General features: G+C 54.8%; 26 protein-coding genes. 22 read left to right on the plus strand and 4 right to left on the minus strand.

Features of this window, described 5'->3' with window-relative positions; genetic code table 11:
• Positions 1-80: 80 nt before the first annotated feature.
• The 5 genes from O9H32_RS09635 (at position 81) to O9H32_RS32885 (ending at position 3,256) form a co-directional block, all read left to right on the plus strand.
• Positions 81-497 (plus strand): Rrf2 family transcriptional regulator, encoded by a 417-nt coding sequence (locus O9H32_RS09635; protein WP_269865819.1) that lies wholly within the window; start codon positions 81-83, stop codon positions 495-497.
• 95 nt (positions 498-592) lie between these two features.
• Positions 593-1,456, plus strand: a complete 864-nt coding sequence (locus O9H32_RS09640) for an SDR family oxidoreductase (protein WP_269865820.1) — start codon at positions 593-595, stop codon at positions 1,454-1,456.
• A 517-nt stretch (positions 1,457-1,973) separates the two neighbouring features.
• On the plus strand, positions 1,974-2,651 hold the full coding sequence (locus O9H32_RS09645; RefSeq protein ID WP_269865821.1) for a nucleoside/nucleotide kinase family protein: 678 nt from the start codon (positions 1,974-1,976) through the stop codon (positions 2,649-2,651).
• Between the two features lie 229 nt (positions 2,652-2,880).
• Positions 2,881-3,063, plus strand: coding sequence for a hypothetical protein (locus O9H32_RS32880; RefSeq protein ID WP_406627291.1), 183 nt, complete (start codon positions 2,881-2,883; stop codon positions 3,061-3,063).
• Between the two features lie 52 nt (positions 3,064-3,115).
• The gene (locus O9H32_RS32885) at positions 3,116-3,256 is read left to right on the plus strand and encodes an integrase core domain-containing protein (RefSeq protein WP_406627292.1); all 141 of its coding nucleotides are present in this window, start codon (positions 3,116-3,118) and stop codon (positions 3,254-3,256) included.
• Between the two features lie 277 nt (positions 3,257-3,533).
• Here O9H32_RS32885 and namA read toward each other — a convergent pair whose 3' ends face one another.
• Both namA and O9H32_RS09660 read right to left on the minus strand, forming a co-directional pair.
• Positions 3,534-4,541, minus strand: a complete 1,008-nt coding sequence (gene namA, locus O9H32_RS09655; protein WP_269865822.1) for an NADPH dehydrogenase NamA — start codon at positions 4,539-4,541, stop codon at positions 3,534-3,536.
• A 529-nt stretch (positions 4,542-5,070) separates the two neighbouring features.
• Positions 5,071-5,694, minus strand: coding sequence for a hypothetical protein (locus tag O9H32_RS09660; protein ID WP_269865823.1), 624 nt, complete (start codon positions 5,692-5,694; stop codon positions 5,071-5,073).
• Between the two features lie 334 nt (positions 5,695-6,028).
• Here O9H32_RS09660 and O9H32_RS09665 point away from each other — a divergent pair, with 334 nt between their 5' ends.
• The 12 genes from O9H32_RS09665 to O9H32_RS09720 all read left to right on the plus strand — a co-directional run bounded on the left by O9H32_RS09665 (position 6,029) and on the right by O9H32_RS09720 (position 15,234).
• Positions 6,029-6,319: a YerC/YecD family TrpR-related protein gene (locus O9H32_RS09665; protein ID WP_010494821.1), complete on the plus strand. Its 291-nt coding sequence runs from the start codon at positions 6,029-6,031 to the stop codon at positions 6,317-6,319.
• A 227-nt stretch (positions 6,320-6,546) separates the two neighbouring features.
• Complete coding sequence (locus O9H32_RS09670; RefSeq protein ID WP_269865824.1) at positions 6,547-7,341, plus strand: sirohydrochlorin chelatase; 795 nt, start codon at positions 6,547-6,549, stop codon at positions 7,339-7,341.
• An 8-nt stretch (positions 7,342-7,349) separates the two neighbouring features.
• On the plus strand, positions 7,350-8,369 hold the full coding sequence (locus tag O9H32_RS09675) for a diacylglycerol kinase (protein ID WP_269865825.1): 1,020 nt from the start codon (positions 7,350-7,352) through the stop codon (positions 8,367-8,369).
• Positions 8,314-9,804: a 23S rRNA (uracil(1939)-C(5))-methyltransferase RlmD gene (gene rlmD / locus O9H32_RS09680; protein ID WP_269865826.1), complete on the plus strand. Its 1,491-nt coding sequence runs from the start codon at positions 8,314-8,316 to the stop codon at positions 9,802-9,804. Before O9H32_RS09675 ends, rlmD begins: the two co-directional genes overlap by 56 nt.
• Before the next feature lie 35 nt (positions 9,805-9,839).
• Positions 9,840-10,313 (plus strand): GNAT family N-acetyltransferase, encoded by a 474-nt coding sequence (locus O9H32_RS09685; protein ID WP_269865827.1) that lies wholly within the window; start codon positions 9,840-9,842, stop codon positions 10,311-10,313.
• Between the two features lie 192 nt (positions 10,314-10,505).
• Positions 10,506-10,955 (plus strand): HEAT repeat domain-containing protein, encoded by a 450-nt coding sequence (locus O9H32_RS09690; protein WP_269865828.1) that lies wholly within the window; start codon positions 10,506-10,508, stop codon positions 10,953-10,955.
• Positions 10,956-11,094: 139 nt separating this feature from the next.
• Entirely contained in the window at positions 11,095-11,280 is a 186-nt protein-coding gene (locus tag O9H32_RS09695) for a DUF3934 family protein (RefSeq protein ID WP_269866059.1), read from the plus strand.
• A gap of 72 nt (positions 11,281-11,352) precedes the next feature.
• Positions 11,353-11,640 carry a hypothetical protein gene (locus O9H32_RS09700; RefSeq protein WP_269866060.1) on the plus strand — a complete coding sequence of 96 codons (288 nt, stop codon included), beginning with the start codon at positions 11,353-11,355 and terminating at the stop codon, positions 11,638-11,640.
• 183 nt (positions 11,641-11,823) lie between these two features.
• Positions 11,824-12,393 carry an SF0329 family protein gene (locus tag O9H32_RS09705; protein ID WP_269865829.1) on the plus strand — a complete coding sequence of 190 codons (570 nt, stop codon included), beginning with the start codon at positions 11,824-11,826 and terminating at the stop codon, positions 12,391-12,393.
• Between the two features lie 229 nt (positions 12,394-12,622).
• Positions 12,623-13,435, plus strand: coding sequence for a DUF2262 domain-containing protein (locus tag O9H32_RS09710; protein WP_269865830.1), 813 nt, complete (start codon positions 12,623-12,625; stop codon positions 13,433-13,435).
• Positions 13,436-13,651: 216 nt separating this feature from the next.
• Complete coding sequence (locus O9H32_RS09715) at positions 13,652-14,713, plus strand: suppressor of fused domain protein (protein WP_269865831.1); 1,062 nt, start codon at positions 13,652-13,654, stop codon at positions 14,711-14,713.
• Positions 14,714-14,748: 35 nt separating this feature from the next.
• Positions 14,749-15,234 (plus strand): hypothetical protein, encoded by a 486-nt coding sequence (locus tag O9H32_RS09720; RefSeq protein WP_269865832.1) that lies wholly within the window; start codon positions 14,749-14,751, stop codon positions 15,232-15,234.
• A 200-nt stretch (positions 15,235-15,434) separates the two neighbouring features.
• On the opposite strand, the gene O9H32_RS09725 is transcribed toward O9H32_RS09720, so the two are convergent.
• Together O9H32_RS09725 and O9H32_RS09730 are read right to left on the minus strand one after the other, a co-directional pair.
• Entirely contained in the window at positions 15,435-15,671 is a 237-nt protein-coding gene (locus O9H32_RS09725; protein WP_269865834.1) for a helix-turn-helix domain-containing protein, read from the minus strand.
• A gap of 46 nt (positions 15,672-15,717) precedes the next feature.
• Positions 15,718-16,371 (minus strand): hypothetical protein, encoded by a 654-nt coding sequence (locus tag O9H32_RS09730; protein WP_269865835.1) that lies wholly within the window; start codon positions 16,369-16,371, stop codon positions 15,718-15,720.
• 250 nt (positions 16,372-16,621) lie between these two features.
• On the opposite strand from O9H32_RS09730, the gene O9H32_RS09735 reads away from it, so the two are divergent.
• The 5 genes from O9H32_RS09735 (at position 16,622) to O9H32_RS09755 (ending at position 21,084) form a co-directional block, all read left to right on the plus strand.
• Positions 16,622-17,554, plus strand: a complete 933-nt coding sequence (locus O9H32_RS09735) for a glycerol kinase (protein ID WP_269865836.1) — start codon at positions 16,622-16,624, stop codon at positions 17,552-17,554.
• A 27-nt stretch (positions 17,555-17,581) separates the two neighbouring features.
• Positions 17,582-18,124: a topoisomerase DNA-binding C4 zinc finger domain-containing protein gene (locus tag O9H32_RS09740; RefSeq protein ID WP_269865837.1), complete on the plus strand. Its 543-nt coding sequence runs from the start codon at positions 17,582-17,584 to the stop codon at positions 18,122-18,124.
• 303 nt (positions 18,125-18,427) lie between these two features.
• Entirely contained in the window at positions 18,428-19,909 is a 1,482-nt protein-coding gene (locus tag O9H32_RS09745) for a family 43 glycosylhydrolase (RefSeq protein ID WP_269865838.1), read from the plus strand.
• 177 nt (positions 19,910-20,086) lie between these two features.
• Positions 20,087-20,551, plus strand: coding sequence for an acyl-CoA thioesterase (locus tag O9H32_RS09750; RefSeq protein ID WP_269865839.1), 465 nt, complete (start codon positions 20,087-20,089; stop codon positions 20,549-20,551).
• Positions 20,552-20,670: 119 nt separating this feature from the next.
• On the plus strand, positions 20,671-21,084 hold the full coding sequence (locus O9H32_RS09755) for a DUF6855 family protein (protein WP_269865840.1): 414 nt from the start codon (positions 20,671-20,673) through the stop codon (positions 21,082-21,084).
• Positions 21,085-21,109 lie beyond the last annotated feature (25 nt).

Below are 21,109 nucleotides of genomic sequence, written 5' to 3' on the forward strand. Positions count from 1 at the left end.
GCTTCTGCAGGGGAGCGAGATCTTCACATTGACAAATCGTTTAGTTAGAACTATACTGGTTACAACGGTGGTGATACTTATTGAAGCAGATTAGTACGCGCTTTTCTATTGCAGTGCACATCCTCTCCCTCATTGCAGTCATTCCTAAGGATTGCACGGGCGACTTTATAGCGGGCAGCGTCAATACGAATCCCGTGATCATCCGGCGAATTATGGGGATGTTGAAAAAAGTGGGGTTAGTGGATGTCCGTCCGGGTGTGGGAGGCGCTACCTTGCTCAAGGATCCCGCCCAAATTACACTGCTGGACATTTATCGTGCGGTAAATGTGACGGAGGAGAACCAACTGTTCCGTATGCACGAGAATCCTAATATTGCATGCCCCGTTGGGCGGAATATCGAGAATGTCCTTCAAGCCGAATTGAAAGACGCTCAATCTGTCATGGAACAAAGGCTGGCACAAACGACATTGAACCAGCTCATCGACAAGTTCAAGTAAAAGCTCATCAACATAGAGCTTTTATTATATGGCTTTGTTGTAATCGAAATGGTTGTAACAAGCTTAATTACAAAACATTATTGGAGGAATGGACAATGAAAATTCTAGTGACTGGCGCAACAGGCAAATTGGGGACAAAAGTGGTAGAGACGCTGTTGAAATCCGTACCGGCCAACCAACTGGCGGTCAGCGTTCGAAATCCTGAGAAAGCAGAGGGATTTAAAGCACGCAGAGTGGAAGTGCGTCAGGGGGATTTCGACCGTCCTGAAACCTTAACCACTGCTTTTGCAGGGATCGACCGCTTGCTGCTTATTTCCGCTGATGGAGACAACGAAACAAGGATTCGGCAACATACCCATGCGGTAGAGGCGGCTGTGCATGCCGGGGTTCAATTTATTGCTTATACGAGTCTTGCCAATGCACAGGACAGCAATATTTTCCTTGCCCCCACCCATAAAGCAACAGAGGAAGCGATTCTGAAAACAGGAATTCCTTACTCATTCTTGCGCAACAACTGGTACCTGGAGAATGAAATTTCAAGCATTCAGGGCGTACTTGCAGGCGCCCCATGGGTGACCTCGGCAGGAAATGGCAAGGTGGGATGGGCAATGCAGCAGGATTATGCGGCCGCGGCGGCGGCTGTACTGGCAGGGAACGGCCACGAGAATACGATCTATGAGCTCTCCGGCAAGCTGATGACTCAAGAAGAACTTGCGTCGGCTCTTGGGGTGGTATTGAACAAGCATGTTCCTGTGCAGCAGGTAGACGACGCGGCTTATGCTGATATCATGAAAGGCGCGGGCGTACCCGACTTCTTGATCCCAATTCTTACAGGTATTCAGCAGGGCATTCGGGAAGGCGCACTCGAAGTCGTGAGCAATGATTTTGAAAAGCTTCTCGGTCGTCCAGCTGCGTCCGTACACGAAGCTCTCACCCAGGTGGTTAAGGGGATCTCCTAAGCAACGTAAGCGGCATTCAATGAACGACCTTTCTGAAAGCAGAGAGGTCGTTTTTCTTTAACACGAGTACTGAGGCTGGTTATGGCCAGGGAAAAATCTGCTTGGATTCACATTGACAGAAGTCCGTGATCGTTTGATTAGGGCTTGAAGTTTATGAATGCGTAAAACAAAAGCTACTCCTCCGGGTGATGCCGGGGAGCAGCTTTATTAATTAAGGGAGCGGATCGGGGAGCCGGCCGGACCGGCGGCATACGAAGTGCAGCGAGACCATTGCTCGGCGGCAACGCCAGAGGATTGCTCGTCGTTCTTACCGGGACTAACGTGAACCTAAATGTAGGTGCTATAAACATCAATAAGGCCTATCTCAATATGTTACGGGTTTGTAATCAATATTGTTACTTCCAAATACAGGAGTAAGTGTGCATAATTATATTCAGATCCATTGATGGGGGGCACACCTAATCAGGCTATCCGTGATTTTTTATTCCAGATTGATAAATATAAGGGGACATGATTTATGAATTTAGAGACAAAAACGAAGGCTAATAATTTCACTCTACCGAATAATGTCCCAATTGTGGCATTGTTTGGGCCTTCCGCATCGGGTAAAAGTACAATTCTCAGAATGCTCTCTAAAGAATTTCCAGATTCGTTTATAACAGTTCCTATTGTAACCACGAGACAAAAGCGAGGAGACGAGACATCTGCTGAGCGAATTTTCATCAGTGAAGAACATTTTTTTGAGTTGCTTTACGACGACAAACTTTGCTTTGTCGGAAAGTATTATGGCTTTTATGTGGGGGTAGAGCGTAAAACCTTACGTATGATAGCAGAATCAGGTAAAACAATAATTTTTGAGCCAAACCAATTTGAACGATTAACTATGATTAAGCAAATGTTTCCGAACTCTATCGTGTGTAACATTTTATTTGTTCCATTCGATAAAGCTCAAATTAATCAAATGAATGAAAGGCAGCTACAAGAAGTTTTTGCTAATAGAATTACAAAGAGGGGGGACATCTCGACCGTAGAGTATGAGCAGAGACTGAATGAATGCATTGAAACTATACTTACGTTATATAGAAATTTTCCTGAAGATGAGTTGTTTGTGAATGATTTTTCCGTACCATTAGAAGAACGATACGGAAAAATTCAGAGCATCATTAGTAATTATAGGGAAACTTTATATGAATAAAGTTGTATAGGTTGTCCTGAGGTCCTCCGTGAAGAGCAGACCGTAAACGAGATTGCAGCAAAGTGCGAATTAAGTCCGGTTATAATTAGCGGTGGAAGGCAGATTTCCTCGAGCGTGCTTCCTCGGTATTCGAGAAGAAAGCCCAAGAAACTGAAAAACTGAAAAAGGAATACGAGAGCAAACATGAGCCTCTGGAAAAGCTGGCCGGTCAACTTACGGTTGAGGTCGATTGGCTCAAAAAAATCTGGTCTCAAATGAACCGCAGGAAGCCCGTGAAGCCATGGTGGAGCATGACCATACCGAGATTACCATCAAGCGCCAGGCAGACCTGCTCAGCGTGAACCGAATAAGTGTATACCGTCCAGGTAAGGAGCAACGGGAAAGCGAAGAGAATGTGCAGCTCATGCACTGAATCGATGAACTGTACATGAAGCACCCTTATTTCGGTTACCGGCGTATGACAAATGTGCTTCGGGATCAAGGCGCTGCGTAAAGGGATAGCTCGCTATGTCCAATTTTACAATGAGGAGCGCCCTCACCAGTCTCTTAATCGTGCTAAGCCCGACCAACACTACACGCACAAGATAGAGCGGATCGCATCCTAATTCAATAGACTACGAGATTGGAGGACATAACTTATTCCTCAATAATTCGTATCTTGACAATGGGGGGCATTACAAAGCGGGAGAGGCCGTTATTCTTTAACACGAGTACTGAGGCAAGATCCGGCCACAGGATAGTACTCCGGAGAACGTTCATTCAATGAAACAGCGGCAGCCTAGGACTTTATCTACACGTCCATGGGCTGCCGCTGTTCGTTATGGGTCAATCTAATCCTTTATGGTCGTATGGCAGCAGGGAGGCCTTACGGCTTCGCGCGGCTTACCAGCCCCGGCCGTACTGCTTCGGCCCTTCGAGCTCGACCCGCAGCGCCTTGGCGGCGGTGCGCGGCCAGTACGGATCGCGGAGCAGCTCGCGGCCGAGGAAGACGAGATCGGCGCGCTCGTTCTGCAGGATCTCTTCGGCCTGCTGCGCTTCGGTGATAAGGCCTACCGCCCCCGTCGCAATGCCGGCTTCTCGGCGGATCTTCTCGGCTAGCGGGACTTGGTAGCCCGGATACGGCTTGATCGCCGCCGGCACGATGGCGCCGGAGGAGCAGTCGATGAGGTCGACGCCCTGGTTCTTCATGAGGCGGGCGTAGTACGCGTAGTCGTCCGGCGTGTTGCCTTCCGGATGGTACTCGTTCGCGGAGATGCGGACGAACAGCGGGCCGTCCCAGACGGTCTTCACGCCATCGATGATCTCGCGCAGGAAGCGGTAGCGCTTGTCGCGGTCCCCGCCGTAGCCGTCTTCACGGTGGTTGCTCAGCGGTGAGAGGAACTCGTTGATCAGGTAGCCGTGCGCGCCGTGGAGTTCGATGACGTCATAGCCGGCTTCCTTCGCCCGGCGTGCGCCTTCGACGAAAGCAGCGACGGTCTCGGCGATGCCATCGGCGGACAGCGCCTCCGGCGTACGCGATTTCTCGTCGAACGCGACCGCCGACGGAGCGACGATCGCGCCCGGCACTTCGCTCTTGCGTCCCGCATGGGCGATCTGGATGCCGATCTTGGCGCCTTGGCCGTGGACGAGCCGCACGAGCTCGCGGTGGCCTTCGGTATGCGCGTCGCTCCAGATGCCGAGGTCGTGCACCGAGATGCGGCCCTGCGGCGTTACCGCCGAAGCTTCGACGATGAGCAGGCCGACTTGTCCTACCGCACGGGCAGGGTAGTGAATTTTATGCCAATCTTGGACGAGGCCGGATTCATCCATGCACGAATACATGCACATCGGGGACATCACGATCCGGTTTTTGAGGGTAAGTCCTTTGATGGTATACGGGGTGAACAGCATTGAATCCTCCACATCCTTCTCTTTATCGATTTGGTTAGTATGTAATATGAGGTGTCATACTTACTTAAGTTTAGCAGATACCAGTCCCGATGGCAAAAGATAACCGGGGTTTAAGCTTCCCCAGCCTGTGGAACAATGGGAAGTATATTCCAGGCCGGTGGGACGGGACCTGCGGGTGTTCCCTTAACAGGCAGGCGGCACCCGCCGGGCCTAGGGCCTCTAAGAGCCGCGCCGTTCGCTATGCGGCGATACCATGCCGCCGGATTCCCTGCCCTTCATGCGGGCACCGCCCTACATGGCAGTGCCCTTCTGGAGATTCGTCCGCTGACTCGCTGGCTTCAGGCCATGCCGCCCGGTCCGCTGCCCGGTATCGGCCTTCGATTAAGGACGGAGGGGCAGAGGAGGCAGTGCTGCCCAAGCGCACCGGCCAAGGACACTTCCCCTCTTGACCCGCAGCTCGGCAGTACGCAAAACAAGGCCGCACCGGCATCACGTACCGGTGCGGCCTTCCCTGCAAGCTTCCAGCCGCTTACCGCTTACCGCCTTTGCGGCGGCGTCCGCGTACCGGCCCTTTGCGCTTGCGGCGCTTGCGCCGGACGGGGGCGAGCCCGTCGCCGGCATCGTCGCCGCCTTTCTTGCCTTTGCCAAAGGAGCCGAGCAGCAGCTTGATCATCGGCGCCATCTGCGAGACGCTCTGCACCACGGATTGCATCTTGCCAAACGTATTGACGATGCCCTCGACACCGCCTAAGCGGTCCACGATCTGTTTGATCTGGCCGATGTTGAACCCCTTGCCGCCGGTGCCGCCGCCGAGCAAGCCGGCGAGAGCGCCGCCGCCACCACCGGCTCCTTGGCCGCCGCCCCCGCCGCCGAGGAGACCGGCCAGACCGCCGCCCCCGTCGCCTCCCTGCGGGACGAGCGCCTGCGTGGCAGGCACCTGGCCGCCGAGGCCGGGGTAGTCGATGCCGCCCCCGCCGAAGGGAACGCCGCCGCCGGTGAAGTCGCCTCCTGGCGCCGTGCCCTGCAGGAAGCTGCGGGTCTGCGCTCTCTGCAGGCCGGGATACCCGCCGCCGTGATAGTGCGAAGGCCGGCCGGAATGCGGTCTCGGATCGCGCGCAGTGCCGCTCATGATCGTTTGTTTCGGATAGCTCATGGTTTCACAACCCTTTTTTCATAGTCTTGTCGCATATTGAGGACGTTCGTACTTTCCTCTGCAGTCGGTTTCCTTGTATACTGTATGTGATAGGCGAATGAACGGTATGGACTCCTGTCACGGGTGGCAGGGATTTTTGCCTAGGAGCTGGTGGTTTAGCCCATTACCGCATAAAAATAGTAACGTTTTGCTAACCTAAAGGGAGGAATCCTGCCCCGGTTGTCGAATACGTTCATCATGGGAAGAAAATATGTTCAAGTATGCAGCCGCATCGCCGCCGTATGGCAGGCCGACGCAGCACGTACAGCAGACCATCATAGGGGTTGAAGGAACCATGCAACTGAAGAAGTTGAACGACAAGGCGATTGATCAGCTGTTCGAAGCGATCCTTACGCTGAAGGATATAGAAGAGTGCTATGTATTTTTTGACGATCTGTGCACGGTGAACGAGATCCAATCGCTCTCCCAGCGGTTAGAGGTGGCCCGAATGCTCCGCAAGGGCAATACATACAACCAGATCGAAGCGGAGACCGGAGCCTCGACGGCGACGATCTCGCGCGTGAAGCGGTGCCTCAACTATGGCAACGACGGGTACAAAATGACGTTGGAGCGGCTCGGACGCTAAGAGCTGCGAGAGCAGGCAGGTACATGAACGGAAGGCGGGGCGCTCTTTTTTTCTCTGCAGCGGTATGGGAGAAAGGGGCGCCCTGCCTATGGTTATGGGGTCTTGCGGGTGCCCGCATCTCTGTCCCGTCTCCTGGGTCCGAGCGGGATTTTTGGCGTTGCCCTGCGGCAGGCTCCGGACAAGATGAGAGGATCGGCGGCCCCGGAGGGTGTCAGGAGGGATACGGCGTGGTAAAATACGGTATATTAGTGATAAGTCACGGCTCCCGGAGCGCGGACTGGGTGCGCCTCGTCGACGAAGCGGTCGATGCGGTGCGCCTGCCGGCCGGGGTGCCGATCTATTCTTCCTTCCTCGAGATCGTGGAAGGGCGGCTCATCCAGGACGGGATCACCCATCTGGAGAGCCTGGGCTGCACGGACCTCGTCGTTGTGCCCCTCTTCGTCTCTTCGGGGAGCACGCACATCGACGAGATTTCGTATGCGCTCGGCGTGAAGGATGCGCCGCTGCTGCCGACCGACATGGAACGCTTCGAGATCCGGGCGCGGGTGCACTTCGCCGCTCCCATGGACGACGATGCCGAGGTGGCGGAGATTCTGCAGGGCAAAGCAGGCCCGCTGTCCGCCGACCCGTCGCGCGAGATTCTGCTGCTCGTGGGGCACGGAAGCATCGAGAAGGGCTTCCATCTGCAGTGGCGGCGGGTGCTCGAAGGGCTCGCAGCACGGATGAAAGCGCTGGGCGGCTATGCGGAAGCGGATTATGCCATGCTGCTGCCAGATCAGGTGCCGTTCAAGATGCGCCTGTGGAAGAAGCGCCGGCCGGACTGCTCCGTGATCGTGGCGCCGGTGTTCCTGAGCGAAGGCTATTTTACAAGAGAAGTGATCCCGGAGCGGCTCGCCGGCTGGGAATACCGGTACAACGGGGCGGCGATGCTGCCTCACGGCGGCATCCCGCGCTGGATCGAGCGCCGGGCCTTATCCCATATGGGCGTCGGAACCACTATCAACTTCGAAACGAACGGGTGAGAGAGAGAATGGCAAAACGGGCAAGGCTGATCTACAATCCCTCCTCGGGCCGGGAAGAGATGCGCAAGCGGCTGCCGGATGTGCTGCAGCGTCTGGAGCGCGGGGGCCTCGAGACGAGCACACATGCGACGATCGGCGAAGGGGACGCCACCTTGGCGGCAGCCGATGCGATCGAGCGCGGCTTCGATATCATCATCGCGGCGGGCGGAGACGGCACGCTGTATGAGGTCATCAACGGGATGGCCGAGAAAGATTACCGGCCGCCCCTCGGCATTATTCCGCTCGGGACGACGAATGATTTTGCCCGGGCTCTGAACATCCCGCGGAACTGGGAAGCCGCCGTGGACGTAATCCTGCACCAGCACGCGCGGGTGATCGACGTCGGCAAGGTGAACCAGCGGTACTTCATCAACATCGCGGGCGGCGGGTCGATGACCGAGCTGACATACGAGGTGCCGAGCAAGCTCAAGACGATGATCGGCCAGATGGCCTACTATATGAAGGGACTCGAGAAGCTGCCCCGCCTGCGGCCCATCGAGCTGTATATCAAGACCGCGGAGGTGGAGCTCCACGAGGAGGTCATGCTGTTCCTCATCTCGAACTCCAACTCCGTGGGCGGGTTCGAGCGCCTCGCGCCGGACGCGTCGCTGAGCGACGGCCTGTTCGATGTGCTCGTGCTGCGCAAGTGCAACCTCGCGGAGTTCATCCGCGTCGTCTCCCTGGCGCTGCGCGGCGAGCATCTCGCCGACCCGAACGTCATCTACTTGCAGACGAAGCAGATTCAGGTCACTTCCCCGGACTATGTGCAGGTCAACCTGGACGGCGAGTTCGGCGGCACGCTGCCCTGCGTATTCACCAACCTGCCGCAGCACCTGCATATTTTTGTGGATGAGACCGGCCAGTCGACCTACAAGACACCGGCGATCAACCTGATGAAGCTGCCATGGAAAACCAAACCCGGAGTGGACGAAGATGACGAGAACGAGGAAAACAACAACGAGAACTACCGCTACAAAATCAAATCCTAGACGGCCGGGTAACGCCGCTAAGGCGGAAGACCTCAGCGGCCTGCCGGTCGCGAAGAACGAAGACTATACCGCCGATATCGTCGGGATCGGCCACGAAGGGGAAGGGGTAGGCCGGGTGAATGGCTATACCCTTTTTGTGCCGGGAGCGCTGCCGGGGGAGAAGGTGCGGCTGAAGGTCGTCAAGGTGAAGAAGCAGTACGGCTACGCCAAGCTGCTCGACGTGCTCGAAGCAAGCCCGGACCGCATCGACGCCCCGTGCCCGATCTACAAGCAGTGCGGCGGCTGCCAGCTCCAGCACCTGAGCTACGAGGCGCAGATGCGCTGGAAGCGCCAGCTCGTCATCGACAACCTGACGCGGATCGGCAAGCTGCAAGTCGTGGGCGAGCGCGAGGAGGGCATCCTCGTGCACCCGACGCTCGGCATGAGCGACCCTTGGCGCTACCGCAACAAGGCGCAGGTGCCGATCGGCCTCGCGGAGACCGAAGAGGGCGGCCTGGTCGGCGGTTTCTACGCCCAGGGCAGCCACCGGATCATCGACATGGAGGCCTGTCTCATCCAGCATGAGAACAACGACGCCGTCGTGGGCGCCGTCAAGAAGATCGCGCGTGAGCTCGGCATCCGCCCGTACAGCGAAGAGACCGGCCGCGGCCTGCTGCGCCATGTCATCGCCCGCTACGGCTTCAACACCGGCGAGATCATGGTCGTGCTCGTCACGAGCGGCCGCGACCTGCCGCACGCGGATAAGCTCACCGGCCTGATCCGCCGCGACGTGCCTGGCGTGACCAGCATTGTGCAGAACATCAACACCCGCCAGACCAACGTGATCTTCGGCGACGAGACGCGCACCCTCTGGGGCAGCGACGTCATCTACGACACGATCGGCGAGATCCGTTTCGCCATCTCAGCCCGGTCCTTCTACCAGGTGAACCCCGTGCAGACCGAGGTGCTCTATGGCAAGGCGCTCGAGTACGCGGCGCTCACCGGCCGGGAGACCGTCATCGATGCCTACTGCGGCATCGGGACGATCTCGCTCTTCCTCGCGCAGCGGGCCGATCAGGTCTACGGCGTCGAGATCGTGCCGGAAGCCATCGAAGACGCGCGGGCGAACGCGCGGCTGAACGGCATCCGCAACGCCGCCTTCGAGGCCGGCCCGGCTGAGGTTGTCATCCCCGCGTGGCGCGCCAAGGGCATCGCCCCGGACGTCATCGTCGTCGACCCGCCGCGCAAGGGCTGCGATCCGGCGCTGCTGGAGACGATCCTCGCCATGCGCCCGGAGCGCGTGGTGTACGTCTCCTGTAACCCGTCGACGCTGGCCCGCGACCTGCGCGTGCTCGAGGACGGCGGCTACCGCACCGTACAGGTGCAGCCGGTCGACATGTTCCCGCACACCGTGCATGTCGAGAGCGTCGCGGTATTGGTAAGAAAAGAAATCTGATTTTCTTACGTGGGGACGGTGTAATAATACTTAGTATGAATATAACGTTACAGCCCGTAACAAGAGACAATTGGCTGGATGCGCTGCGGTTAACCGTAACAGAGGACCAGAGCGGATTCGTTCCCACGGTTGCCGTTTCTCTCGCGAAGGTTCATGTGAAGCCGGATGGGGACCATGTCGAGTATCTTCCTTTCGCTATTTATGATGAAGATGTTATGATTGGGTTTATCATGCACGCCTATGAGGAACACACAGCTCACTCCTATTGGATTAATGGCTTTCTTATTGATGCCGGTTACCAAGGGAAGGGCTATGGAAGAACCGCCCTGCTCCGGATGATTGCCTATATCAAAGACCGGTTCGTCCAATGCCGGGAAATACGGCTTACCGTCCACCGCAACAACGCCGCGGCCTATAAGCTTTATCAAAGTATGGGGTTCAGGGAAACTGGGGATGTATGGGGAGATGAGCTGGTTCTCAAGCTTCCGTCTGAGCATGCCAGGGCTTGACTTGGACCGTAACTGAATTGTTCCACGATCCGGAAGGATTGCGGTATAATGAATAGTATCGTGGATCAGAGCGGCTCACCGAAGATTCTTCGCGCTGCGGACCGGACCGGCGGGAGAAATTCTGCCGAATGATGCAAACTATGGTATGAAGATGGCCGCCACCAGGATACAAACCAAAGGAGAATGAATAGATTGAGTAAACCAGAAGTACAGTACGAACTGCCCGAGAACTACGATGAACTGAAGAAAGCCGCTAACCGCACGTCGAACTGGAGAGAGCGCCTCGCCGCGGTGGAAGAGCTGGGCAAGTACAACACGGACCAGACGATCAACGTGCTGAAGCATGTCCTGCGCGGCGATGCCGTGTTCCCGGTGCAGGAAGCGGCGTTCCGCAAGCTGAGAGCCTTCGGCGAAGACGTCAAGCTGCCGCCGCGTAAGAAGGGCGAGCTCGTGAAAGGCGCGAACAAAGTATTCCTGCGCCTGAAGAAGAGCCTGCCGGAAGGCCACGCGTACGAGGAGTTCAAGGAGAAGCTGCAGAAGACGCGGACCGATGTCTACGACACCTACGAAGGCGAGAAGGGCGAGGAGTTCGACACCTGGCTCCAAGCCGAGTGGGCCGGCCTGCTGCAGAAGCAGCAGTAGGACAGGAGCCAAGCGTCAAGCGCACCGAATAGAACAACGGGGTATGGGAACTAGGGCAGAATGGGGTTGCGTCAGCGCCGATGCGCAGAAAGCAGCTCTTGATCCTTTGGGAAGTACCCATCATAATGGAGTGATAAGCCTGAGTAAAGCAAAAGGCAAGGGCGGCACCGGCCGGGGAACCGATAAGAAGGGCTGGAACCGGTGGCAGGCTAGCGCCAATCGGGCCAAGAGCGCGCCGAAGCCATATAAGAGTAAGGGCACCAAGAACCAGGACGGCACAGCCGCCGCCTCCGGCAATCCGAAGGGCAATAAGTCCGATAAGTAGTCAGCCAGTCAGCCTGTAATCAGGCAAACCAAAATTAATCGATGGGGTGGTCATTTGAGAAAGCAAAAGCCAATGTCGTTCGACGATCTGCTCAAGGAACTGCAAGGTCAGAAGACAGTAGAGGAAGATCCGAACCACATCTCGCTGGATAAGCTGTTCAACGAATCGTTCATGAGCAAGCATTCCAGCTACAAGAGCTTCGCGGAGTTCCTGGAGAAAGGCAACTTCCAGGCGGAGACGCATGAGGAGATCAACAACCTCCACGGCGAGCTGTTCGACCGGCATGTAGCCCGGGAGACAGGGTTCGATAACTGGCAGTCGATGCTGGATGCAGCGACAAAGGCGTATGAGGGGAAGTAGTAGGAAGAGCATGATGCCCACATGGGGATGATGTTTACGAATACGGCACCATGTGGAGTGCATATCATTGATGGAATGGAGGGGACAGCCTAACTAGGCTGCGCCCCTATTTTCTTATCATTCAAAAAGAAAGCCTGACAGCCGCAAATCCTGGCAGTAGGCTTTGAGAACATAGGAGAATACATGACCTGGAGCAAAGTGAAGCAAAATCTGGAGGGGTTCCTCTGTCCTGCGTTATATGGAAGGGTCGAATACCGGGCAACCGGTTACCGTTATTTACCTGATAAACCTGGGATTTGTTATATTGCCGTAGATAAAAAGAACGTACTCCATATGAGTGATACAACTAGCTCAATCCGATGGTATCAGACGGAGCAGGAAATTAAGAATGATCCAGATATCCAAATTCCTATCAACCATGAGGAAATTGAAGCGGTCCGAAAAGATACCAAGGGAGTCGTTCCGGAGGATCGTCTAATCGTAATTGCAAGAAGTAGAAAACTATCAGAATGCGCAAAGGAGCTTTTGTCAGCACAGGCCTCATTAAGCAGATCAGATTTTATCGTTGCAGCTACTAAGTTTTTGTCTACCTCTGTAGAGGAGAGCTTAGAGAGTAATGATATCTTAATGAATATTCTAGCTTTAGTAGACAGACGAGTTGGAAAAAAGCGAATAGTAAACATGACCGAGAAGATGAAGTTAAAGCATCCCATTGTGCAGTATTTTTATGAACTGCGGCGTAGTACGTTGTGAAAATAAATATATCTCGCTGAACACTCGACACACCGAATGAGAAGTTACTGTGGGATTCTCATCGCAATAAGTTTGTCACTGAGCCGACCGGATTTCAGGAATTACCCTGATTTTTACTCGGCTTTTTCCCCCTTTCTCCCCAAGCCATCGCTTCAGTCTCTTCCTCACGTCTGTCTTCATATAGGTAAGCGAATAAGATATATTAAGATAAAAAGAACGGAGGAACGAAATGGGAAAAGGGAAAGAAAAAGAAATACAGGAATTCAATGCACGTTTTGATGAAGAGATTGTTGAGATTGCGGGCGTTACAGAAGCTTGCGGTGTCGGAGCTGGTAAAGGAATGGGTCAAGTCATGTGGAACCCTTCCATTAATTTGATTGCGTGGAAACGGATCGGGGAAGATGAACCCTTAATACGTGATAGAACACGCTTGGAATGGCTTGTAAGCAATAGTGAACTATCAAAAGCAAAAGAGGTCCTTCAAGCAAACAGTCTGGTAAGGTTGAGAGTCCGAATTGGAGAAAAATCTCTTATGTTTATCGAAGTTCTTGATCCGTCCTACCAAGATAATGAATTGAATGTGGTATTAGAGGAATCCTTCAAACCCGTTTTCTATCATGATGAGATATTAGGTCCATTTGAATTGGATAAGTCGATTGATTTATTTGAAAAAGAAGTTCAATTCGACGGGGGAAGAGTAGAACTCTACTTTGAGTGGCAATCGGATGAGAACCAAATGAAGTTGGCACTTCAAACAGCCTATTCGTTGTTTGGTGATCAGGAAGGGTGGAACAAGAGACTAAAAGCGTATGCGGCAGATGAATTGCTCGATTTGGCAAATGATTGGTTAGAGCAAGATGATGAGCCTCAGTACGAAGAAATAACCCAAGAGATATTCATCAACTCGATTAAAATCTGGACAATCTCTGTCTATCCGGAAGGCAATTTCACTGTTTATTATTCAGACGGAGACTTGTTCGGGGGGCATTCGATTTGTGTGACTGGGAACATCAGTGGCGAGCTTGAATCAGCCCATATTTGAAACAGAAACGTAGAATGGGGGTCGATCTTCGGGTCGGCTCTTTCCATGAACTGTTGTTATCCGCTTTGAAATCTGCGCAAGATGCTTCGTTGGAGATAAGGAGCCGTCATCCACTTCGGGTGTTGGCTCTTTCCTTATGGAACGAAAGACCAAAAAAGGAAGAGTAGATTCGCTTTTGCTATAATAGGCATATAGCATCTATGAGGAGGAACAACGATGAACGAAGAAGCAGCGTCTCACGGATGGGATGCTATTGATCAGGCGATGTCCAAGCTCTACGGAGATCAGGAACCGAAGCATTACGGTACGCTTATTCGATACAGCCTGGGAGGCCCTGATCCGCTCGACGGCATCAGCGCATACAAGGCGGAGCAGCCTCTGCCTCATTGGCATTTTGTTACATACGGATTCACGGAGCTCTACGATAAAGAATCAGACGATGCCGAGCACAGCGGCTACGGATTTGAACTGACCATGCGGCTTAAGCGCGAGGAGACGGAAGAGGAGCCTCCGGGCTGGGCGCTGAACTTGCTGCAGAATATGGGCAGATATGTGTTCCGGAGCGGGAACGTCTTCCGGTCGGGCGATTACCTGGATGCTAACGGTCCGATCTGCCTGGGGGCCGATACGAAGCTGACGGCACTGGCCTTCATCGAAGACCCCGAGCTTCCGGCCATGGACACGCCGAACGGACAGGTGCAGTTCCTGCAGATGGTCGGTATCACGGGCGACGAACTGGAAGCGATGCAGATCTGGAATACGCTCGGCGTGCTGAAGGCTTGCGAGGAGCACATGCCGCTTTACATCACGGATCTGGCGCGAGATTCCTTCATGCAGACACCTGCGATTGCCGAAGCGGTGCAGAGAGGGCTGGAATGTGACGGGTCCAACACCGGGTTCTTATACGTGGACCAATTGGGCTGGGAGGCGGCGAAGAAGCGTCTACTCGGCAGGACTCCGGCTGCGCTCAGGCTGGGGGCCAAGCAGGCGGGGGTCGTCGGCAAGCTGCTCGCAGGGCGCATTGGGAAAGGGAAATCGCTGTATATGTCCGGTCCGGATATTCAGGTTGTCTTGGAGCCGGGGGATCAACCAGGTTTCGAGGAGGGAGAGGACGAAGTTCGGATCAAGCTCGACGAGGCGAGTGCTGCCGAGCTATCCCGGAAGCTGCAGCCGAAGGAAGGCGTGATTGCGCTGTCCACTTTCAAGGGGATGACCGTTCACATCGTCCCCACCCATATTAAAGACCAGGACGGCCATGTCGTATCGACGATCGGTTAGCCGAGGATGTGCCGCATCACAAGGAGGAGCAGAACATGAGTAGTTATCCCATCGACATTGAACAATTTCAGAATACACTTCTCGGGTTGAGAGGGATTACCGGGATTGAAAGCGGAGTCGAGAATCTCGAGCCGATCGATACGGAGATGTTGGGGTACAGTGCATGCGCACATCTTCCCCATGCTGCTCTGCTACGCACCGGAGGCGGGCTGGAGCAGGAAGTACTGCTCCAGTTTGAGATGAGCTTCGATTATTCGCCGGAAGGCCTGCAATCCGTCGAGTTCTTGGCCTGGTGGGTCAGGGACTGCGCGCGGAGCGGGACGAAAGTCCAGCTCAGGCCCTTCGCTCTTCCACCGGAAACTCCTAATGGGAGGCAACTGGGGACGACGCTGAAGTGGCATGTAGACCTGTTCGTGGATGGCATCGAGGAGAGCCTGGAGCCGGCTCTGGAAGCAGTTCGACAGCTTCATCAATCGTTGCAAACAGCGATCCGGCTGTACGATATCCCGCTGAAGGATTAGCAGGCGCCTGGGCGATACGAAGAGGAGCGCGAGGAGGGCAATGCGAAGAGGAGATGCGCGGGGCATCTCCTCTTCGTTGTGTTTGTGGTGACAGAGCGGTTTGCTCGCTGGACGGCTTGCCTTTTCTTTCAAGTTAATATCGGTGCACCGGAATCTCCCGGCTTGTCCTGCTGCCCTCTCACCCGCGGCAGACCCAAGTCTCACTCGATCTCTTGGCAGAAGTCCCTAAAATCGGGCACCGTCGAAAGATCATAGGTGCGCACGGCCTTCATGAGGCGCAGGATCAATCCTTGTTCCCAGTCCTCCCGCTCCTGGGGCGGGACACTGCGGCATGTCCTCCGGATGAGCGGCAGGAAGGCGGTGATGATCTCGTTCATGGCTTCCTGATCGCCGAGCTGCGCCCGCTTGACCCGTTCGTATAGCGTTTCGCTGTTCATAGGTCAGGCCTCCTTCCAGCGGTAAGCGTGGGCCTTCTTCCCTTCCTTATCGGCATGTGCCCCCGCCGCGATCCTTGTCCCCAGTGCCTGCCGGGCCGCCGCCGGAAGCGGTCATGAAGCGGCGCATGTGCTTCAGCGCGGTGTTCCGTGCTTTGGACACGGCCTGCTGGGAGACCCGCAGTCCATTGGCGATCTCACGGTCCCCTGCGGACCAGGAGTAAGCCAGCGTAATGACCAGCTGCTGCTTCGGCGTCAGCCGGCTGAACGCCTCGTACAGCCGTTCGTCCTTGAGCGACATCTGGAAGCGCTGCGGATGGCGTGTGGCGACATCTCCGTCCAGCTCCATGTCTGTGGTCAGCAGGAGATCGGCGAGCGTCCCCTCCTCCCGGCCGCCGGTCGGTTGGTCCAGTACCAGCGGCTGTCGCTCCGTATGCTTCAAGTGGCTTCTCATGAATTCCACATGGCTGAACCGGATCAGGGATGCGAGATATTTGGTGAACCGGAGACGGAAGAAGAACCGGCGGAAGGTATCATTCAGTTGGCGTTCCGAATCGGGCGACGGATGAATAAGAAAGGTCTCGATCAATTGGGCATGCTCTAGCTTGGAAGCAAACTCCCGAATCACCGGATGGTGCAGAGCCGCTTCCCGTACACCGTTCCGTATGCGGGTGTTCTGGTCATACTGCTGTGTGTTGGTCATATGTGCGCTGCCTCCTCTTCATGGTGGGTTCGATACTGTATACAGTGAGCCACCCTATAGATTATACAACTAAAATGGGAACAAATGTTCTTATTATAAAATAAAAATGAAGAACGGAAATCAGTATCCCCGGCTTTATTCCATGCTTGCCGATGCACTGAGGCGGGGGGCGCCTTTCTTCTCATAAACTGTAAAACAACCAGGCTATTGTCGATATAAAGGCTAATGTGTAATGCATAGCTTACAATAGTTGAAAGCGGGGCTGTTTACCGACATGTCACAGAAATCCACCTCGGCGTTGGCCAAAGAACTGAACATGCAGGCGAAAGAATTGTTTCAGACGATGATGTCTCAAGGTTTGATTCAGCGGGAGAATGAGAATTGGGTACTCACTGACCATGGGAAAGAGGCTGGGGGGATGGTGAAGACGCATCCTCAATACGGGACATACATAGCATGGGACGAGAGTATTCTCAGCAGGTTAAGTACTGCAGCTGCGGAAGAGGATAAACTGATCAATGCCACAGCACTCAGCAAACATTTTCAGATCTCCAAGTTCCGTATGAACCCCATCTTGTCCGAGCTTGGGATGATCCAGAAGTCGGTGAAAGGATGGACGGTTACGAAACTTGGCGAGAGTCTTGGCGGGAGGCAGTTTGAGCACGCGCAGACGGGGATTCCATCGGTTTCATGGAACGTCAGTATACTAACGAATAAGCGTCTGCTTGAAACTATTCAATCCGTACAAGGGAATAGCGTTGTTGAAGTTCAGGCAGAGACGCCTGCCGAACAGAAAGAGGAAGCGAAGACTGTTGCTTCTCCCATCGGGTTCCGCGAGAAGTTCGAAGCCAAGCACCGGACGGCAGATGGTCATTATGTACGCTCTAGAGCAGAAATGCTCATCGATAACTGGCTCTACATGTCTGAGATCGTCCACGCTTATGAGAGGAAGCTACCTATCGAGGAAGAGGTATACTGCGATTTTTACCTGCCTGTCGGCAAAGTCTATATCGAATATTGGGGCTTGGAGAATGACGAAAGATATAGAGAGCGCAAGAAGGTTAAGCTCGATATCTATGAAAAATACGGATTCAAGCTGATCGAGCTGGAAGATGCGGATATTCAGAATCTGGATGATATCCTGCCCAAGAAGCTGTTGAAGTTCGGTATTCAAGCCTATTAGGCAAGGCATAGAGAGGGAGAGACAATCATGAGCAATGAGCTTAGCGGAATAATGAATTACATGGTTTTTCAGCCCATGTTGTTTGTTGGTCTGATTATGGTTTTATATTTTCTCATAGGGATAGGGATACAATATAAACTGCTGCGTCGCATTCCTGAGAAAATAGTTACGGTTATAGGGTTAATCGGTGCTTATTTTGTGTTCACGGGTTGTATGGAACGATATCAGGACATTACGGATCTGGTTGCTCGCAAGAGCGAAGTGAACTGGATTCTGGGGGCGGTAGCGTTCGCTGTGCTGATCAGTTTGTTAGGGATGATATTCCAAAAGCAGGCAATAACCAAGGACAAGCCGCGCGTAACATCTCCGAGTATTCCAACACTTAAGGTGACGGAGGTGCGGCAGCAACCCGAATCCGGAGCGGAAGAGAGTGGTCAAGAGCACCGTACCACGGTAACCTGCAGGTGTGGAGCGGATATGGTGCCTCGCAAGAGCAGGGATGGTAAGAGCTTTCTGGGGTGTTCCACCTTTCCCCGCTGCAGACACACGGAATCGGTGCATGAAGCATAGTTCATGCGCATTTCTTACTGGACCCTGGCCGCGGCGGGGGTCCGTTTTTTTGGTTTGGGAACCTGGCACCCTCCATCTATAGGACATCCTTCTATTTACTTTTTATTTTCGTAAAAAATTAAACAAAAATAAAAAGGGATTATATTTTGTTTTGGGTGCGGAGTGTATATGATGGTCTTACCGTCCTAATGAAAGCGCTTAAAATAACGGGTGGAATGGAGGTGCCCTACCGAGCAGAACAGAAGGGCCAGCGTGATGAAGACCGCATGTGCAAAACCAAGAATGAAATGGAGGAAAGAACTAATGAAGAGAAGAAACAACCGCCTGTTTATACTTGCAATCGCTCTCATCCTGATGATCGCCGCATTCCCGCTTCAAGCCAGTGCAGCCTCGACGACGTTCATCAATCCGGTGGCGCCTTACTCGTCGGCCGATCCACACGTGATGAAGCACACGGATGGGTACTATTACTTCGTCCACACCTCGCAGGCCTGGGACAAAATCGATATCTCGCGTTCCTCCTCGCTGACAGGCATCGGCAATGGGACGCGGAAGACGGTGTTCACGAAGTCTTCCGCTTATTGCGCAGGTGCGAATTGCTACTCCGGCAACATCTGGGCACCGGAGCTGAATTATATCAACGGCGCTTGGTACCTGTACTTCAGCGCAGGCAGCAGCGAGGCGAACACGCCTAACCAGCGGATGTGGGTCATCAAGAACACGAGCGCGAATCCGCTTGAGGGTACATGGTCCGCTCCGATCAAGCTGAAGGATACGGCCGACTACTGGTCCATCGACCATACGGTAGCGAATATCAACGGGCAGCTCTATATCGCCTGGTCGGAGATTGCGCCGAACCAGCCGCAGCGCATCATGATCGCGAAGATGAGTTCCCCGACGGCGATCTCTGGCCGCGGCACCGTCATCTCTACGCCGACGAACGCCTGGGAGACCTCGGGGTCGCCGGTCAATGAAGGCCCGGCCTTCATCACGCACGGCTCCAAGGTGCACTTGTCCTTCTCCGCCAGCGGGTGCTGGACCGACGATTACAAGCTGGGGCTGCTCAGCGCGAACCTGACGGCTGACCTGACCGCAGCGGGCAGCTGGACGAAGAGCGCCAGCCCTGTGTTCCAGAAGACGAGCTCCGTCTTCGGCCCGGGTCATAACAGCTTCGTGAAGTCGCCGGACGGCACGGAAGACTGGCTGGTCTACCATGCCAATGACGGCACGGGCCAAGGCTGCGCGGACCAGCGCACCACGCGGATCCAGAAGATCACGTGGAGCGGCGATACGCCGGTGTTCGGTACCCCGGTGAATCCGGCAGCTGCTGTGAACAGACCCTCCGGTGAAGGCACCGGCGATATCTATTACCGCATCAAGAACCGCAACAGCGGCAAAGTAATGGCTGTCGATGCCGCGTCCGCCGCGGACGGCGCCAACATTCTGCAGTGGACCTACAACGGCACCGGCGACCAGCGATGGGCTCTCGATCCGGTATCGGGCGGATTCTTCCGCCTCCGCGCCAGCCACAGCGGCAAGGTGGCGGATGTGCTGAATCTCTCGACAGCCGACGGCGCGGATGTCATCCAGTGGCCGAATACCGGCGCCACGAACCAGCAGTGGAGCTTCGTCCCGACGAACAATCGGTACTTCGAGATCAAGAACCGCAACAGCGGCAAGCTGCTCGATGTGACGAACGGCAGCACGAGTGACGGCGGCGACATTGGGCAGTGGTCCGATCTGAACAATACGGTGCAGCAGTGGATTTTTGAACGTGTGAACTAAGACGAACGAATGAATGCCAAGGATAACCGGATTCTGCCGTAGGGCAGGGCCCGGTTATTTTTTCTGACCATAGGAGTGGGCAGCCCGTGTACTTACCGGTGTCATATGCGAAGCGGTTTATCTTCCAGGGACAAACCGGGTATAATGGGGAAGATGAGCAGGAGAGGAGAGTCCCGGATGAGCAAAGCATCCTTTATCCAGCCGGACCCGCAGCAGTGGCTGGAGAAATTTCATTTTCATACGAACATTAAGGTCCGGTACTGCGAGACGGATCTCTTGGGCCATGTCAATAATGTGAGCTATTTTATGTATTTTGAGCAGGGCCGCATCGAATACTTCGAGAACCTCGGGTTGACCGGAGAGCTGTTCACCCAGGAACGGGTATCCGTGGTGGCCGATCTTGAATGCCAATACCTCGCAGAAGTGTTCTTGAAGGACGCCTTGAAGCTTCATGTCCGCGTGGCCAAGCTGGGCCGCTCTTCGATGGATATAGAGTACGCGCTCGTCGTGGGCGAACAGCTCAAGGCCGCCGGACGGGGCGCGATCGTGCTGGTGGACAAGACGGCCGGCAAGAGCACGCAGATCTCGGAGCATGCCCGCAGCATCATCCGCGGCTTCGAAGGAGCAGCACTGGTGGAGTGAGAGCGGCGGCGCGCGGCTGGGGAAGCTAACGGGAGCGGGCTGCATAGAAGCTGGTGTATAGAAGCTGGAGTATAGAAGCTCGAGTACCGAAAGCCCGGATGTAGAAAGGAGCCAGTCTCATGTCTGCAGAACAAGGTACCAAGGAGAATCCTTGGCAGTTGAAGACGCCGCCCCAAACCTCGGAGTACGAAATGTACAAGGGGGAGAAGGATGGCCTGGAGATTCTCGTCTGTACGGTAGGCAAAACCGTACTGCATTACGAATACCGCTGTATCGCCGACCTGCATGCCATGCTCCAGGAACATGGGGATTGGATGGAGCTCGGCAGCGCAGATGAGCAGAAACCGGCCAAGGAAGGCACGGTGGAAGCCTGGGGCCGTTCACCGGAGAACCCTATCGGAGGCTGGTACGGGTTGAAGAAGGGATTCCGCGGCCGCTTCGGCATGTACATCCCTCCCCTGCTGGAAGAGCTGGGGCTGGCAGAGGTAGAGCACAACCCGAGGAACAACCGCATGCGGGCTAAGCAAGGATAGGATACCCGGTCTCTGCTGCGAAGCA

The sequence above is a fragment of the Paenibacillus caseinilyticus genome, from assembly GCF_027533645.1.
GTDB classification, from domain to species: domain Bacteria; phylum Bacillota; class Bacilli; order Paenibacillales; family NBRC-103111; genus Paenibacillus_G; species Paenibacillus_G caseinilyticus.